The organism is Streptomyces sp. NPDC053750 (genome assembly GCF_044544295.1).
In the GTDB taxonomy this organism is placed as follows: domain Bacteria; phylum Actinomycetota; class Actinomycetes; order Streptomycetales; family Streptomycetaceae; genus Streptomyces.
Genome location: NZ_JBITXB010000021.1, coordinates 79,334 through 94,616, shown reverse-complemented (window position 1 = coordinate 94,616; position 15,283 = coordinate 79,334). Strand labels below are relative to the sequence as shown.

Sequence of the window (15,283 nt, the reverse complement as noted above, 5' to 3'; positions counted from 1 at the left end):
CTGGGTGGCCTTGAACTTCCACGCGGCGACCTGCGGCATGACGTAGCGGTAACCGAAGCTGTACCAGACGTTGTTGTGCCGGCCGACCTTCGTCTTGTCCTGGACGTCGGCGGTGGTCTTCACGCCGTCGGTGTCGGCCCCCATCGCGTCGTTCGTGCTCGCGTCGCCGTCCGGGTTCAGGTCCATGATGTAGCGCATGTCGAAGACGCGCAGGCCGTTGCGGGTGTCCGCGACGTAGAGGTAGTTGCCGTACCAGACGATGCCACCTGCGTGGACGCCCTTCTGGATCGGGTACTCGGAGGCGTGCAGCCCGTCGAAGGAGATGTGGTCGGCCGAGTTCACGTACGTCCAGCCCAGCAGGACGTGCCGGTACTTGACCTCGGGGCTGCCGGTGGCCGGATTCGTGCGGCTCTGCACGAAGGTGACCCGGACGCCCTTCTGGTTGCAGGCGTCGTTGTCCTCCAGTTCGCCGGCGGTGCAGTCGCCGCCCGGGTTCGGGTCGTCCTCACGGCCCGGGTCCCAGCCGTCGTACGAGGCGAACAGCTGGATGTTCCCGGCATCGCCCCACAGCTCGTTGTCCTTCGCGTCGGAGACGCCGCTGAAGCCCTGCGGGACCCATTCGCGCGAGACGGAGTCGTCGTTCTCCAGGCAGTACTTGAGATCGGGGTCCGGCGCGGTGCCGAACGGGTCACGCGAGCACCACGGCTGGGCGTCGCGGTTCGCGCCGGCCAGCAGGTTCTGCACGCCCATCTTGGGCAGCACCGAGTCGAGGCGGGTCACCCGCCGCGTGGTCTCGGCGTTCATCGCGCCGGGCGACAGCGTGAAGTCGCCGGGCGATGCCTCTCCGCCGGGACTGGTCCAGTCGCGGGCCAGACTCGGCGTGGGCGTCCCCTCGGCCGCACGGGGCTCCTGGATCCAGGAGCCCGGCACGTCCGGCGGGAGGTCGTCGGCGTGACCGGGCACCGAAAGGCCGGTGAACGCGATCGCTGCCGCCGCGGCGGCGGTGAGCCAGGCACGACGTATTCGACTTCTCAGCATGTGGGGGGAGTCCTCCGTTGTTCTTCTCGACACTCGAGTCGAACAGAGGCTCCCAAAACACCTGTGCGAACGCAATGTTGATTAACCGTCAGCGTGGAGGACGCTTTCGCCGCGTCCACCGGCCAAGCCATGCCCACGGCCCCGGCGGGGCCGTCGTGGAACCGGCCGCGCAGCTCGCCCTGGCGTCCGGCCGCCGACCGCGTTGCGGGCACCCTGGGCACGCCCGAGCCTGGTCGGGAGTGTTGCCGGCCGGAGAGGGCCTGGAACGGTGCCCAGCGGGCCGAGCCGACCTGCGGCTACCCTCGGACTCAGCGGGTCGGGCTTCAGCCGACGGAACCGGATCCTGCTCGCCGCCGGCAGGCCGCACGTCTCGCAGGCCATGCCGGCTCCGTCGGCTCCGTCGGCTCCGTCGGCTCCGTCGGCTCCGTCGAGGTCCGGTCCTGCCAGGGAAGTCCCCGACTGTCCGGGCGGTGCCCGGCATGGGACCGTACGCCGGTGACCACAGAGTTTCCCGCCCCGGCCGTCCGTCCCGCGCGCGCCGCGGACCACTCGCGGGTGGTCCGGGCGCTTGACGCCTGGTGCTCGGGGCCGCCCGGCGCCGGTGCGCACCCGGTCCGGTCGCGGCTCCTCTTCGAGGACTTCCTCGCGACCTGCTGTACGGCCGAGGACGCCGACGGCGCACTCGTCGGCTTCCTCATCGGTTCCCTCTCCCAGACCGACCGGCGCACGGCACACCTGCACCACGTCGCCGTTGCCCCGCGGGCGCGCCGGCGAGGTGTGGCGGCCGCGCTGTGCGAAAGGTTCCTCTCCGTGGCGCGGGGCGGAGGCCGGCGTCTGGTCCGCTGCGAGGCGGCCGCCGGCGCCGGCGCGGCCCTCCTGGCGCGGCTCGGGTTCGTGCCGTCGCCCGGCACGCCCTATGCGCTGCTCGACCTCGGCACGAACCCGCCGGACGGCGGCACGGGCCCCGCAGGCGTACCCGGAACGGAGCCCGCCCTCCGGCTCAGGATCCTGGGACCCGACTTCGTGCTGGAGCACCGCGCGGACCCCCGGGAGCCCCGTGACGGGAACTGGCACGCCCTGGTGCGGGCCCCGGACGGGCTTACCGTCATCCGGGAGGCGGGCCCGGCGACACCCGAGGAGGAGCGGTGGACCGGGCTGTACGACGCCGACGCCGGCCACGGGCTGGACGTCCCGGGACTGCTGGCCGCGGTGATCACGCCCCTGGCGGGGGCCGCCGTGCCGGTCTTCGTCGCCTCCACCTACCACGCGGACCTGGTGCTGGTGCCCCGATCGCTCGGGCAACGGGCGTACGCCGCCCTGCGTGGCGCGGGGCACCAGATTCTCGACACGGTGCCCTGAGCTCCGGTCCGGCGTGAAGTCACCGCTCTCACCTGCGACTTCACGCCAATTCGGCCCTTCCGGTAGCGGTTACCGCCGGGTTCGGCAATGATCGCTCGCATGGTGGCTTCGGTGACGAATATGACGTTGGACTGTGCGAACGCATACCGACTGGCCCAGTTCTGGAGCGAGGTGACCGGCCGCCCTCTGGACGCCGAGGACGAACCGGGCGACCCCGAGGCGGAGATCAAGCTGGCGAACGGTCTGGCGCTCCACTTCAACGAGGTGCCCGAACCGAAGGCGGGCAAGAATCGGATGCACCTGTGCCTGCGCCCCGACACCTCGCGCGAGGCGGAGGTCGATCGACTGCTGGCACTGGGCGCCTCCCTGGTGGACGACCAGCGGAAGCCGAACGGCTGGGGGTGGGTCGTGCTCGCCGACCCCGAGGGCAATGAGTTCTGCGTCCTGCTGTCCGAACCGGAACGCTCCGGGCTGCCCCCAATGTCCTCATAGCGCCGCGTTGGGCGATACCGCGTCGCCGTTCGATCATTGTCGTGACAATGGCCTGAACTGCCTTTTCCGTAGGTGATGTTGACAACGGGTGCTCGCGATCTCAGGATCTAAGACGGTGTCACCGGCGGCCGACAGGTCCGCCCTGAGGGTGATGTCCGCGCAGGTGAATCGTTCACCCGGTGCGCGACTGTCGCAATACACGGCTGGAAAATCGTCGAACGGGGAGAATGTCGTGACAGAGAACGACGGTGAGATCACGTACACCGTGGTGGTCAACGGCGAGGAGCAGTATTCCATCTGGCCCACGGGCCGTGAGATTCCCGACGGCTGGCGCGAGGTCGGCGTGAGGGGCACGAAGCAGGAATGCCTGGCCCATGTGGAAGAGGTCTGGACCGACATGCGCCCGCTGAGCCTGCGCAACGCGATGGCTGAGTAGACGGCCGGCCGACGGTCGACCAGGGGCGAGCCGCGGCCCCGCGAAGGAGATCGCGGCTTCCTGCCCATTTTCCCTGTCTGTTCCGCACATTCCGCCGATCGTTCCCCGGAGGGACGGGGCCGGCTCATGTGCGTGCGTAATTCAACAACTGCGCGATCAGAAGTAGAAAAACCGACGCAATCATCGGTAACGGGGGATCGGCTTTGTCCGACACGCGCTTCACTGAGCTTCTTCAGAACGGCCACCGATCGAGTGACGCGACTCTCGCATCAGTGCAATTGAGGGTCGAGTCCCGCCGGTTAGCGGATCGCAAGTCGCAGAGGCTCACCGGACGGCAGGAAGAACTGGCCACCCTTGCGGGAGCTCTCAGAAGTCGGCGGGACCGGCCCGGACTCATCAGAATTCCGGGAGAGGCGGGAGTGGGGAAGACCCGCCTGCTGACAGAATTCCTGGACCTCGCCACGGAGATCCCGGACGCCACCGTGGTGGCCTGCACCGCGGCCGAACGGCAGCAGGGCCCCTTCGACTGCCTGACCTCGCTTCCGCCGCTGCGTGAACTCGTCGGCCCCGGCGGCCTGATGCTGCTGGTCGACGATCTGCAGGACGCCACGCACCGGATCAACATCGCCCTGGAGCAACTGCTTCGCCACTCGCCACGCACCGACATCACCCTGGTGCTGGCGTACCGGCCCCGGGGCGTCGCCAACCGACTGCTCGCCGCACTCGGGGGCGCACAGGCGCAGTGGGACGTCGACGAACTCCCGCTCACCGGACTGGGCCGCGAGGCGGCCGAGGAACTGTTCCCGGATCATCTGTGCGGACGACACCAGATGACGCTGCACCAGGAGAGCGGCGGCAATCCGCGCTACCTGCACCTCCTGATGTCGCTCTGCCGGGGCGCTGGGTGCCGCGGGGAATCCCTGCTCCGGACCGACGCCGAGATCCCCGTCGAGCGCGCCGCCCCCGTGCTGATGGACCTCGACCGGGTCTCCGACACCGCCCGGCTCGTCGCCCAGGCCGCCGCGGTCGTGGGCGACACCTTCGAACTCGAAGTGACCTCCCTCGTCGCCGAGATGGACCACCCGACCGTGCTGGTCGCCCTCGACGAACTGCTGGCCCGGGACCTGATCCGGCCGGACTCCGTGCCCGCCCGCTTCGTCTTCCGTCACCCCGTCGTGCGCGGCGTCGTCTTCCGCACCACGCCGGACGGCTGGCGGCTCGGTGCGCACACCCGGGCCATCGACGCGCTGCGCAGCCGCAATCAGCCCGCCGTCCGCATCGCCGAGCACGTGGAGCGGGTCGGCGGCGAAGGGCCGGAGCACTGCGCGGCCCTGACCGCCGCCGCCCGGGCCATCGAGCTGAGCGACCCGGACACCGCGGCCGCCTGGTACCGCACGGCACTGCGGCTCACCGGCGACGGCTCCGAGCACCGGGAACGTCGGCGCGCCCTGCTCTCCGCAGTGGCCCGCGGTGCCGTGCTGACCGGACGCCTCGGCGACGGTTGGGAAGCGCTGCGCCGGCGCGACGCGCTGGTCGAGGCCGGTGCCGACGCGGACGCCGGTGCCGACGCCGCCGTGGCGATCGAGTGCAGGGCCGTCCTCGCCCAGTACGCCGGCCGGTACACCGAGGCACGCGCCCTGCTGCACCGCGCGCTCAGCCGCAGCGGCACCCCGGAGGGCGACACCCGGCTGCGGCTCGCCCTCGCGGCCACCAGCGTCTGGGACACGGGCTGGGAGTGGTCCGAGGACGCGCTGCTCGGGGCCGTGGGCAGCGGCGACCAGATGCTGCAGTCGCTCGCCCTCGCCATCCACGCCTCCGCCGCACTGGCCAAGGGAGCCTCGGTGACCGCCGGGCGCAGCGCCGACGAGGCCGCCCAGCTCATCGACCGGCAGACCGACGACCAGCTCGCCCGCGGTCTCGACGCCGTGTGGCAACTCGGCTTCGCCGAACTGCACCTCGAACACCTCGCCCCGGCCTTACAGCACTTCTCCCGCGGCGTCGCGCTCAGCAAGGCCTACGGCCAGTGGCAGTCGACGATCCCGCTGCTCGTCGGGCTCGGTACCGTCCACCTGCGACAGCGGCGGCTGGAGAGCGCCCGGAGCCACGCCGAGCAGGCGATCCAACTGGCCCGGAGCCCGGGCTGCGAGGACGCGCTCGCCATGGCCCTCACGCTGCGCGCGCAGACGGCGCTGGCGGAGGGCGCGGTGCTCAGTTCGCTCGCCGACAGCCGTGCCGCCTGCGAGGCGGTCACCCCGGACAGCCCCACCTGGCGCCACGCCCGGCTGGCGCAGGCCGCGGCGCTGCTGGCCCACGGCGAGCCCGCCGGCTGCCTGGCCGCCGTGCTCGACGCCGGGGGCGGACCGGCGCTCCCTGAGCTTCCGATGTGGTGCCACGCTCGCGCCTACGACCTGCTGGGCCGCTCCGAACTTTCCCTCGGCCACCGGGATCGGGCCCGCTCCTACGTGGCCCGGCTGCAGGCCGCGGCCGAGGCCGTGGACCTGCCGGGCAGCGCCGGAGTCGTCGCCACGGCCCGGGCCAGGGTCGCCGACGACCCCGCCGAGGCACTGGCTCACGCGCTGGAGGCCATCAACGCCGGCACCGCCGGCGACCAGGTGCTGGAGGTCGGCACCGGGCACCTGCTGGCGTCCCGGGCCCTGCTGGCACTCGGCGTACCCGCCGGGGCCGAGAAGCACCTCGACGCCGCGGAGGCGGTGGTCGCGGGCAGCTGCATGCGCGACCTGGCGGTGTGGGTGCGGGAACTGCGGGCCGAGCTGGAGGCCGCCACCGCGGCGGGCGCCGGTGCCCCGGAGGAACAGTTCGTGCTCAGCCAGCGGGAGTTCGAGATAGCGCGGCTGGTCAGCCAGGGCCGCACCAACCGGCAGATCGCCCGCCAGCTCGACGTCAGCCACAAGACCGTGGAGACCCATCTCGGCCGCATCTTCACCAAGCTGAACGTCTCCTCGCGCGCCGAGATCGCGAGCATGGTCGGCCGTTCCTCGGTGATCGCCCGCCCTCGGCGGACCGCCGCCGTCCGCTGACCGACCCCCCCGTGGCGGATGCCGGTCCCTTTCCGGCGTCCGCCACAGTCGTGCCCGCCCGCGGGCGCTCCACGGCGCCGGCGCGGTGTTCGCGCTCCACTCCCGCGGACAGTCAGGGTAATGACCGACAGGTCGGGCGGCCTCGGCGGTGACAGGCTGGACGCAGACTCTGAGGGCCGTCACGACCCGCAACGGGCCCGGTATCACACAGGTTTCGATCCAGCGGAGGGATCTATGGGGGCCGTCGGCGTGGCCGCGAGCGACTTCATGGAGGACCGGATGAAAGGGCTCGCCGAGGAAACGGTCCGGGACGGCTTCACCGTGCTGCCGGCCGCGCAGGTGCGCCCGCTGCTCGCACAGGGCGAGCTCACCGAGTTCGCCCGGTTCTGGGCCGACCTTCCGCTCGACACGACCCTGCACGACGGCGGACGGTACCGGCAGCGCCGCTACGGCCGGCTGCGCGTCGAGATCCACGACGACGGGACCGAGTTCGAGGTCCTGCCCCACACCACCTTCCGGCAGGACGGCATCCCCCTGTGGAAGGGTGCGGACCGCTCCTTCGCACCGGCCGGCGAGGAGGCGCTGCTGCACCCGGCGATGACCGCCCTGGTCGGCTTCGACACCGGCCTGGCCCACACCATCACCGGCGGGCGGAGCTGGGAGGTGGGCATCCACCAGATCCGGATGATCGCCCACGCCGGCGAGGAGGGCCTGCCGACCCCCGAGGGCCGGCACCGCGACGGGCACTGCTACATCGGCATGCACCTGATCCGCCGGGAAGGCTGCGTGGGCGGCGAGTCGACGGTGTACCCGGACGGCGGCGAGGCGGTGCGGCTGACCCTCACCGAGCAGATGGACTCCCTCTTCGTCGACGACCGGCTCGTCACCCACGAGGTGTCGCCGACCTGCGCGGTGGGCGAACGGGCGGTGCGCGACATGCTGCTGGTCGACATCAACCCCTTCGGCAGCGACGCGTGACCCGCCCGGCCGGCGTCGACGAGACCGAGCTGCTGCGCTCCATGGTGGCCGTCCCGTCCTTCTCCGGGCAGGAGGCGGAACTGGCCGCCCTGCTCACCGAGCGGATGGCGGCCGCCGGCTTCGACACGTACGTCGACGCCGTCGGCAACGTCCACGGAGCCGTCGGCGACCCGGACGGGCCCGAGGTGATGATGCTCGGGCACATGGACACCGTCCCCGGCACCCTTCCGGTGCGCCGGGACGGCGAGGTGCTCACGGGCCGGGGCTCCGTCGACGCCAAGGGCCCCCTGGCCGCCATGATCTGTGCCGCGGCCCGGCTGGCCGACCGCGTCCCCGGACGCCTGGTCGTCATCGGCGCCGTCGGCGAGGAGGCCACCTCGCACGGCGCACGGCACCTCCTGCACCGGCCCGCCCCCGACGCCCTCCTGATCGGCGAACCCAGCGGTGCCCACTCCATCGGCATCGGCTACAAGGGCGTCTTCCGGTTCCGGTCGGACTTCACCCGGCCCCCCGCCCACACCAGCTCCGACCAGCCGACCGCGGCCGAAACGGCCTTCGCCTTCTGGCAGTCGCTGCGCGCCGCACTCGCCCCCGACGACGCGGAAGCGCCCCTGTTCGAGCGCACGCTGCCCACCCTCGTGGGGATGACCGCCGACCTGGAGCGGGCCACCGTCGAGGTCTCCTGCCGGACCCCGCTCGGCTTCGACGCCGACGCTCTGGCGTCCTGGCTCGCTGCGGTGCCGGACAGCCGGGTCACGGTGATCGAGGAGGCGCCCGCCGTACGGGCCTCCCGGTCGAACCCCGTGGTGCGGGCGCTGGGTACGGCCCTGTCCCGTCGGGGGCGACGGCCCGTGTCCAAACTCAAACTCGGCACCTCCGACTGGAACGTGGTCGCCCGGCACTGGCAGGTGCCGACGGCCGCCTACGGCCCGGGCAATTCCCGGCTCTGCCACAGCGACGACGAACACATCGAGATCCCCGAGTACTTGGCCGCTGTCGACGTGCTGACCGACGCGCTGCCCCGGCTCGTCGACTCGCTGCGCTCTGCCGGGGCTCACAAGGATGCCGCGCGCATGGGAAAGGGAGCGTCAGAGCATGACCGCACAAGCCAAGAAGCTGGCCGTCCTCACATCGAGAGTGCGCCTGGAGGAGCGGCTGCTCCTCGCTGAACTCCGCCGCCGCGACATCGACTTCGAACAGGTCGACGCTCGGAGGTTCGTCGTGCGGCTCGACAACGGGCAGCCGCTGCGGCTGCCCTACAGCGGCGCGCTCAGCAGGGAGATCTCCCACACCAGGAACCTCTACGCCTGCCGGCTCCTCGAACACGCCGGTGTTCCCGTCGTCAACAGCTCCCGGATCATCGGGCTGTGCGGCGACAAGCTTCTCACCACCCTCGCCCTGCGCGACGGCGGACTGCCCACGATCCCCGCCCTGGCCGGGCTGACCCCGGACGCCGTCCTCGACGAGCTGGACGGCTTCGGCTACCCGGCGGTCGTCAAGCCGCTCACCGGCTCCTGGGGACGGCTGGCCGCGCGGATGCACGACCACGAGCAGGCGGAGGCCCTGCTCGAACACCGGGCGGCACTGTCCGGACCGCAGCACCAGATCACCTTCGTGCAGCAGTACGTGGACAAACCCGACCGGGACATCAAGGCCTACGTGTTCGGCGGCGAAGTCGTCGGCGCCATCTACAAGGTCCGGCATGACCACTGGCGCACCAACACCGCCCGCGGGGGCCGCGCCGAGGTCTGCCCGCTCGCCGACGACCTGGTCAAGGTGCTGCGGTCCACGGCCGACGCGATCGGCGAGGGCGTCCTCGGCGTGGACGTGATCGAGGACCGCGACGGCCGCCTGCACGTCAACGAGGTCAACCACACCCCGGAGTTCCACGGGGCGATCGAGGTGCTCGACGTCGACCTGGTCGGCGCCTACGTCGACTACGTCATGAGCCGGCTCGAGCCGGAGGACGGCCGGTGAACCGGCTCGTGCCCGTCCCGGTCGCCGCCCCGCTGCCGTGCGCCGGGCAGCTCCTGGAAGTGCCCCTGGGACGGTACGACTGGCTGCGCATCGAGGTCGGGGCCCCGGACCGCCCCGAGACGGTCGGCACGGCGTGGCTGCACTACGCGCACGGCGTCGACCCGGAGCACTTCGTCGTCCCGGACGGCGGCACCGGCCCCGTCTGGCTGCCGGTGCCGCGCAGGGACGCCCTGCGGGCCGTGCGGCTGCCGGCCGCCCCGGACCTCACCGTCCGGTCGATGACCGCGGTCGTCTCGCGGCACAGCACCGAGGAACGGAGGGCGGGGGCATGACCGATGCCGGCAGACTGGCCATGTTCGGTGGCGACCGCGTGGTCGGCAAACACGACGCCACCAGGGAACTGATCGGCTGGCCCGTGGTGACGGGCCGGGAGCACGAGGCGCTGCGCGGTGTCCTGGACGGAGGCCTGTTCACCTCCAACGACGCCGGCCGCGGCGAGGTCAGCGCGCTGCAGCGGGACTGGGCCCGCTACGTCGGCACCGCGCACTGCGCCGCGGTCGCCAACGGCACCGCGGCCCTCGAACTCTCCCTGGCCGCGCTGGACATCGAGCCCGGCGCGGAGGTCCTGGTGCCCGCGCTGACGTTCATCGGCAGCGCCGTGCCCGTTCTCCAGCGCGGCCTCGTACCCGTCTTCGTCGACATCGACCCGGTCACCTACACCATCGACCCCGTCGCGGCGGAGAAGGCCGTGACCGGCCGGACCAGAGCGGTCATCGCCGTGCACCTGCACGGACTGCCCTGCGACATGGCCGCGCTGCGCGCCCTGGCCGAGCAGCACGGGCTGCACCTGATCGAGGACGCGGCCCAGGCCCAGGGCGCCACCTACCGCGGCCGGCGGACCGGATCGCTCGGCGACATCAACGCCGTGAGCCTCAACGTCGTCAAGAACCTGCCCACCTGCGGCGAGGGCGGCCTGGTCACCACCGACGACGAGACGCTGTACGAACGGGTCGTGCTCCACCGCCAGTTCGGCGAGGACCTGCGGTCCGGCCGGGAACGCGACTACCTCTCCCGGGTACCGGCCGGCAACGAGAAGATGAGCGCGGTCCAGGCCGCCTTCACCCGCTGCCAGCTCGAACGCCTCGACGACGACTCCGTCGCCCGCGACCGGGTGGTGCGGAGTTTCCTGGCGAGGCTCGACCGGCTGCCCGGAGTGACGGTGCCCACCTGCCCCGACGACCGCACCCACGCGTGGCACATCCTGCGACTGCGCTTCGACCCCGTCGCCGCCGGCCGGCCCGGCCTGCCGGCCGGCGCGTTCCGGGCGACCGTGCAGCGGGCGCTGCGCGCCGAGGGAGTACCGGTGCAGCCCTACCAGGTGGTGCCGCTGCCGGGGCAGCCCGCCTTCCGCGGCCTGGACGTCCCGATCGACGCCTACGAGGTCAGCCTCGCCGTGATCGACGACTCGCTCACCCTTCAGCGCTGGCACCTCAACCCCCGCTGCGGACCGGTCCTCGACCTCGTCGCGCGGGCCTTCGAGAAGGTGTGGGACCGACTGGACGACCTGGACCCCGTGGCCGCCGCGATGGACCACCGGCCGCCGTGGCACCGGGTGACGAGCGGAGCCGCCCGATGAGCGCCGGGACGGACCCGAGCACCGCCGCGAAGGATCGGACGGCGGCCGACACCGCCTACCGGGTGCGTGAACAGGTGCTGCGCATGGGGGCCTGCGAACACGGGGCGCACATCGGCGGCAGCCTCTCCTGCACGGACGTCCTCGTGCACCTGTACACCGAGGTGCTGCGACTGCGGCCCGACGAGCCCGACTGGCCGGACCGGGACCGGTTCGTGCTCAGCAAGGGACACGCCGCGCCGGCGCTGTACGCCGTGCTCGCCGAGACCGGTTTCCTCGACCCCGCGGAGCTGGAGACGTACACCCGGCAGGGCAGCCGTCTGGCGGGCCACCCCCTGGGCCGGCTGCCCGGAGTGGAGTTCCCCACCGGATCGCTCGGCCACGGGCTGTCGCTCGGCACCGGTGTCGCCCTGGCGATGCGCCGGCTCGGTCGCGACAGCCGCGCCTACGTGCTGCTCGGCGACGGAGAACTGCAGGAGGGCTCGGTGTGGGAGGCGGCGATGCTGGCCGCCCAGTACCGGCTGGGCAACCTGGTCGCGATCGTGGACCGCAACGGCCTGCAGATCACCGGTGGCACGGAGGACTGCGTCGCACTGGAGCCGCTCGCCGAACGGTGGCGCAGCTTCGGCTGGCACGCCGTCGAGGTGGACGGGCACGACCACACGGCGCTGCGCGCCGTCTTCGCGGCGCCGCCCGCCGCGGACGGCCGTCCCACCGTGGTCATCGCCCGCACGGTCAAGGGGCGCGGTGTCGCCCTGTTCGAAGGAAAGAAGAAGAGCCACTCCGTCCAGCTCACTCCGCGGCTGTACCAGCGAGCGAGGGCGGGTCTGAGGGCAGGCAGGCAGCCATGAGCGAAGTGATCACCGACGCACCCGCGCCGACCCCGCCGGACGCGGCCGAGCATTACGCCGTCCCCACCCGGGAGGTCTACCGGCGCACCCTGCTCGAACTGGCCCGTGCCGATCCGCGGATCTTCTGCGTCGACTCCGACATGGGCGGACTGGAGGACGGCTTCGGGAGGGAACTGCCCGACCAGTACGTCAACGTGGGCATCGCCGAGGCCAACCTCATGGGCGTGTCCGCGGGTCTGGCCCACTCCGGGCTGCTGCCCTACGCCAACACCATCTCCGGCTTCGCCGCGAGCAGGGCGGCCGAGCAGGTGAAGATCGACGTGGCGGGCAACAACCTGCCCGTCCGCATCGTGGTGACCCACGCGGGGGTGTCCGCCGGGCACTACGGTCCCACGCACCACGCGCTCGAGGACATCGCGCTGATCCGGCCGCTGCCCCACATGACCGTCGTCGTCCCGTGCGACGCGGCCGAGACCGAGGCCGCCGTCCGCGCCACGGCCGCCCTGCCGGGCCCGCTGTTCCTCCGGCTCGGCCGGGCGCGCACCCCGCTGGTCACCGCGGAGCCGAACGGCTTCCGGCTCGGCGAGGCCCGTCTGCTGCGGGACGGGGACGACGTCACCCTGGTCGCCACCGGCCCGTACCCCGTGGTGATGGCCCTGGAAGCCGCCGAGTTGCTGGCCCGTCAGGGGTGCGAGGCACGGGTGCTGAACATGCACACCGTCAAGCCGCTGGACGTGGCGGCGCTGGGACGCGCGGCACGTCGGACGCGGGGCCTGGTCACCGTGGAGGACCATGTGCGGGTCGGCGGGCTGGGGGCCGCCGTGTGCGAGGCGGTCGCCGAGGACCACCCGTGTCCGGTGCGCCGGATCGGGGTCCCGGACGGCTACCTGGACTTCGTCGCCGACGAGCGGAGCCTGCTGGAGCACGCGGGAGTGAGCCCCGAGCGGATCGCGGCGGCGGCGCACGACATCGTCCGGCGCCGCGGGTGACCCCGTCAGCCCCCGGTAGGGGCCTGGTGGCGCACCGTCGGTCCGCGCCACCAGGCCAGCAGTTCGGGATGGGCCGCGCGGGGCAGCCGGAAGGCGTCGATGCGGGACGCGGGCCGGTCGAAGAACACCTCCCCGTCCCCTGCGGCCCGTCCCTCCTTCAGCAACGTGCCGCGCACCAGGCCCAGTTCGGCCGCGCCGGCGGCGGGCCAGTGGTCGGCTCCCAGCACCCAGCCCGACGTGCGCACGGCGGCGACGCCCGACAGCAGGCGGGGGCGGCAGACGGTGCCGCCGGGCGCCGCCCGCCACTCGACCAGCAGCCCGGGGCCGGCCGGCGCGGCGGCGTGCGGGACCAGGGCCGGCTCCTCACGCGGGTCACGTTCCATGTGCACCTCGGACAGCGGTTTGTCACCGGCCGGGAAGTGCCGCACGGCGCGGTACCCGACGTGGGCGTAGAACGGCGGATTGCCCCGCTCCACCACCGCGTCGAGCACCACCCGGCGCACACCCCGCGCCCGTGCCTCGGCCTCCAGACGGCGCAGCAGCGCGCGGGCGGCCCCGGAGTGCCGGCAGGCCGGGGCGACCGCGAGTCTGCGCACCTCCCACACCCGCGGGGACGGGCGCACGGCCCGCACCGTCCCCACCACCCGGCCCCCGTCCTCGGCGACCCAGAGCAACTGCCCGGCGGCCACGTCGTCGAGGAGCTCACCGGAACCGGCCCGGGACCCGTCGGCGGCCGGCAGGCCCGGCACCAGGTCCCCCGTGCGATAGGCCGCCCTCACGAGCCGGGACACCGCATCGGCCAGATTTTCCGGAACGGAACTTATGAGGTTCACGTGCATTCCCGAATGATAAGCACCGTCGTTGATGTATCGGCAGTCTGTGACAATCTCGGTATCGCAGGATCCGGCGCCGGCGATGCCTATGGATTCAACATCTGGCGCAATACCTTTCCCGCCGAGGACCTGCCCGCCCCGGGTTCCTCGGTGACGGTCGCCGGAGTGGAATTCGAGTTCCCGGCGCGGGTCGGCGGCAACGGGGACAACATCCGTTGCCGCGGCCAGTTCGTCACCCTGCCGCCGGGCCGCTACGACTGGCTCTACCTGCTCGGCGCGGCCGAACGGCGCACCGAGGACGACGTGGAGCTGCACTACGCCGACGGCACACGGCGCGCCGCGTGGCTGCGGATGTCGGACTTCTGGCCGGATACGAAGGCCCGGTTCGGCGAACCCGAGGCGTTCCGCGCGCAGGGCCTGCGCTACCCCCGGCACACCCAGCACGGGCACCGGCCCGCCATCTGGCAGCAGCGCGTCCCCGTCACCGTGCCCGGCGAACTGGTCGCCCTGCGGCTGCCCGACAACCCGGCGATGCACGTCTTCGCGCTCACCGCGGTGTCCGACCCGGAGGTGCGCCGTGCGGGTTGAGCTGGACGGGATCCGCCCGTGGCGGCACGAACTGGGCCACTGCCTGCACACCACCGCCGGGGTGCTCCTCGCCCAGCGCGGAGCGGAGCCCGTGGAGATCCTCGGCGCCGCCTGGGGGTTCCACTACCCGGGCGACCTGCGACGCGAGGAGTACTACCTGCCGGGCTTCGCCGACTCGCTGTTCAGTGGTCTGGCGCCCTATCACGGGATCACATCGCGCTGGCACACCCCGGCCGACGCCGAGCAGGGCTGGCGGCAGGTGCGGGCCGAGCTGATCGCGGGGCGCCCCGTCGCCGTGGCCGCCGACAACTTCCACCTGCCGTTCCGGCCCGCGTACCGGGACGTGCACACCAACCATCTGCTCGTGGTCCACGGGTTCGACGAAGAACGGGCGGAGGTCCTCGTCACCGACCCGGTGCCGCCGGCCTTCCAGGGCACGATCGCGCTGGACGCGTTCACCGCCGCCCGCGACTCCGGGAACCCCGTGCGGCACGACCGCGACCTGTTCTTCACGGCCAACCCCATCGGCAACCGCTGGCTGCGGGTCGACCACCCGGCCGAGCTGCCCGCGTTCGCCCCGGACTTCGTCCGCCGGGCCGTCGCCGCCAACCTGCGCGGCCTGACCGAGCCGGACGACGCCGCGACGTCCGGGCTGGCCGGGCTGCGCGGTTTCCTCGCCGGCGCCTGGGAGCGGCTGCCGGACACCGAGGAGGTCGTGGACGAGGTGTTCATCGTGGCCGGACCGGTCCTCGCGGTGACCGGCCTGCACGCCGCGTACCTCGAACGCGCCGGGCGGCGCTTCGGCGACAGCCGTCTGCTGGAGCTGTCCCGGCTGGTCGACACCGTCGCGCACCACTGGTCGGCGCTGCGGATCGCCGTCGCCACCGCGCGCCCGGACCGGGCCGGTGCCCTGACCGGTCTGCGACGCCGCTCGGCCCGGCTCGTCGCGGCCCACGAGAACGCGGTCCACGCCATGGCCGCGCACCTGTCAGGTGTTTCCCCTACTGTCCACGAGCCGCCGCTTTCGACAGCCTCTGGGCATGGAATGCGTGCCCATGGGTGGAGGTAAGA

15 protein-coding genes are annotated in these 15,283 nt (G+C 72.6%); 13 read left to right on the top strand and 2 right to left on the bottom strand.

Translation table 11 applies throughout. From position 1 onward, the window contains the following. A partial coding sequence (locus tag ACIGO6_RS36330; RefSeq protein WP_399884088.1) for a hypothetical protein occupies positions 1–1,038 on the bottom strand: 1,038 nt, incomplete at its 3' end. Between the two features lie 495 nt (positions 1,039–1,533). Between ACIGO6_RS36330 and ACIGO6_RS36325 the strand changes: the two genes are divergently transcribed. From ACIGO6_RS36325 to ACIGO6_RS36275, 11 genes are all read left to right on the top strand, one after another. After that, on the top strand, positions 1,534–2,397 hold the full coding sequence (locus ACIGO6_RS36325) for an ACT domain-containing protein (RefSeq protein ID WP_399884086.1): 864 nt from the start codon (positions 1,534–1,536) through the stop codon (positions 2,395–2,397). Positions 2,398–2,496: 99 nt separating this feature from the next. Next, positions 2,497–2,889: a VOC family protein gene (locus ACIGO6_RS36320; protein ID WP_399884084.1), complete on the top strand. Its 393-nt coding sequence runs from the start codon at positions 2,497–2,499 to the stop codon at positions 2,887–2,889. Between the two features lie 232 nt (positions 2,890–3,121). Continuing rightward, the gene (locus ACIGO6_RS36315) at positions 3,122–3,325 is read left to right on the top strand and encodes an MbtH family protein (protein WP_399884082.1); all 204 of its coding nucleotides are present in this window, start codon (positions 3,122–3,124) and stop codon (positions 3,323–3,325) included. Positions 3,326–3,597: 272 nt separating this feature from the next. After that, a complete protein-coding gene (locus tag ACIGO6_RS36310) occupies positions 3,598–6,363 on the top strand; it encodes a LuxR C-terminal-related transcriptional regulator (RefSeq protein ID WP_399884092.1) in 2,766 nt (921 codons plus the stop codon). A gap of 234 nt (positions 6,364–6,597) precedes the next feature. Then, positions 6,598–7,341, top strand: a complete 744-nt coding sequence (locus tag ACIGO6_RS36305; protein ID WP_399884080.1) for a 2OG-Fe dioxygenase family protein — start codon at positions 6,598–6,600, stop codon at positions 7,339–7,341. After that, positions 7,338–8,510, top strand: a complete 1,173-nt coding sequence (locus ACIGO6_RS36300) for a M20/M25/M40 family metallo-hydrolase (protein ID WP_399884078.1) — start codon at positions 7,338–7,340, stop codon at positions 8,508–8,510. The genes ACIGO6_RS36305 and ACIGO6_RS36300 overlap by 4 nt, the downstream gene beginning before the upstream one ends. Further along, positions 8,437–9,318, top strand: a complete 882-nt coding sequence (locus tag ACIGO6_RS36295) for a RimK family alpha-L-glutamate ligase (RefSeq protein ID WP_399884076.1) — start codon at positions 8,437–8,439, stop codon at positions 9,316–9,318. Before ACIGO6_RS36300 ends, ACIGO6_RS36295 begins: the two co-directional genes overlap by 74 nt. Next, entirely contained in the window at positions 9,315–9,650 is a 336-nt protein-coding gene (locus tag ACIGO6_RS36290; protein WP_399884074.1) for a hypothetical protein, read from the top strand. Before ACIGO6_RS36295 ends, ACIGO6_RS36290 begins: the two co-directional genes overlap by 4 nt. Continuing rightward, positions 9,647–10,954, top strand: coding sequence for a DegT/DnrJ/EryC1/StrS family aminotransferase (locus tag ACIGO6_RS36285; protein WP_399884072.1), 1,308 nt, complete (start codon positions 9,647–9,649; stop codon positions 10,952–10,954). Before ACIGO6_RS36290 ends, ACIGO6_RS36285 begins: the two co-directional genes overlap by 4 nt. Beyond that, a complete protein-coding gene (locus ACIGO6_RS36280) occupies positions 10,951–11,802 on the top strand; it encodes a transketolase (RefSeq protein WP_399884070.1) in 852 nt (283 codons plus the stop codon). The genes ACIGO6_RS36285 and ACIGO6_RS36280 overlap by 4 nt, the downstream gene beginning before the upstream one ends. Then, a complete protein-coding gene (locus ACIGO6_RS36275) occupies positions 11,799–12,791 on the top strand; it encodes a transketolase family protein (RefSeq protein WP_399884068.1) in 993 nt (330 codons plus the stop codon). The genes ACIGO6_RS36280 and ACIGO6_RS36275 overlap by 4 nt, the downstream gene beginning before the upstream one ends. Before the next feature lie 5 nt (positions 12,792–12,796). Here the strand turns inward: ACIGO6_RS36275 and ACIGO6_RS36270 are convergent, their stop codons facing one another. Beyond that, positions 12,797–13,570, bottom strand: a complete 774-nt coding sequence (locus tag ACIGO6_RS36270; protein ID WP_399884066.1) for a GNAT family N-acetyltransferase — start codon at positions 13,568–13,570, stop codon at positions 12,797–12,799. Between the two features lie 66 nt (positions 13,571–13,636). Here ACIGO6_RS36270 and ACIGO6_RS36265 point away from each other — a divergent pair, with 66 nt between their 5' ends. Both ACIGO6_RS36265 and ACIGO6_RS36260 read left to right on the top strand, forming a co-directional pair. Continuing rightward, positions 13,637–14,212, top strand: a complete 576-nt coding sequence (locus ACIGO6_RS36265) for a hypothetical protein (protein WP_399884064.1) — start codon at positions 13,637–13,639, stop codon at positions 14,210–14,212. Beyond that, positions 14,202–15,281, top strand: coding sequence for a BtrH N-terminal domain-containing protein (locus ACIGO6_RS36260; RefSeq protein ID WP_399884062.1), 1,080 nt, complete (start codon positions 14,202–14,204; stop codon positions 15,279–15,281). The genes ACIGO6_RS36265 and ACIGO6_RS36260 overlap by 11 nt, the downstream gene beginning before the upstream one ends. Positions 15,282–15,283 lie beyond the last annotated feature (2 nt).

Coding starts and splice junctions, on each gene's coding strand:
- ACIGO6_RS36275 (WP_399884068.1), top strand. CDS start 11,799: ATGAGCGAAGTGATCACCGACGCACCCGCGCCGACCCCGCCGGACGCG.
- ACIGO6_RS36280 (WP_399884070.1), top strand. CDS start 10,951: ATGAGCGCCGGGACGGACCCGAGCACCGCCGCGAAGGATCGGACGGCG.
- ACIGO6_RS36285 (WP_399884072.1), top strand. CDS start 9,647: ATGACCGATGCCGGCAGACTGGCCATGTTCGGTGGCGACCGCGTGGTC.
- ACIGO6_RS36295 (WP_399884076.1), top strand. CDS start 8,437: ATGACCGCACAAGCCAAGAAGCTGGCCGTCCTCACATCGAGAGTGCGC.
- ACIGO6_RS36320 (WP_399884084.1), top strand. CDS start 2,497: ATGGTGGCTTCGGTGACGAATATGACGTTGGACTGTGCGAACGCATAC.
- ACIGO6_RS36265 (WP_399884064.1), top strand. CDS start 13,637: ATGATAAGCACCGTCGTTGATGTATCGGCAGTCTGTGACAATCTCGGT.
- ACIGO6_RS36305 (WP_399884080.1), top strand. CDS start 6,598: ATGGGGGCCGTCGGCGTGGCCGCGAGCGACTTCATGGAGGACCGGATG.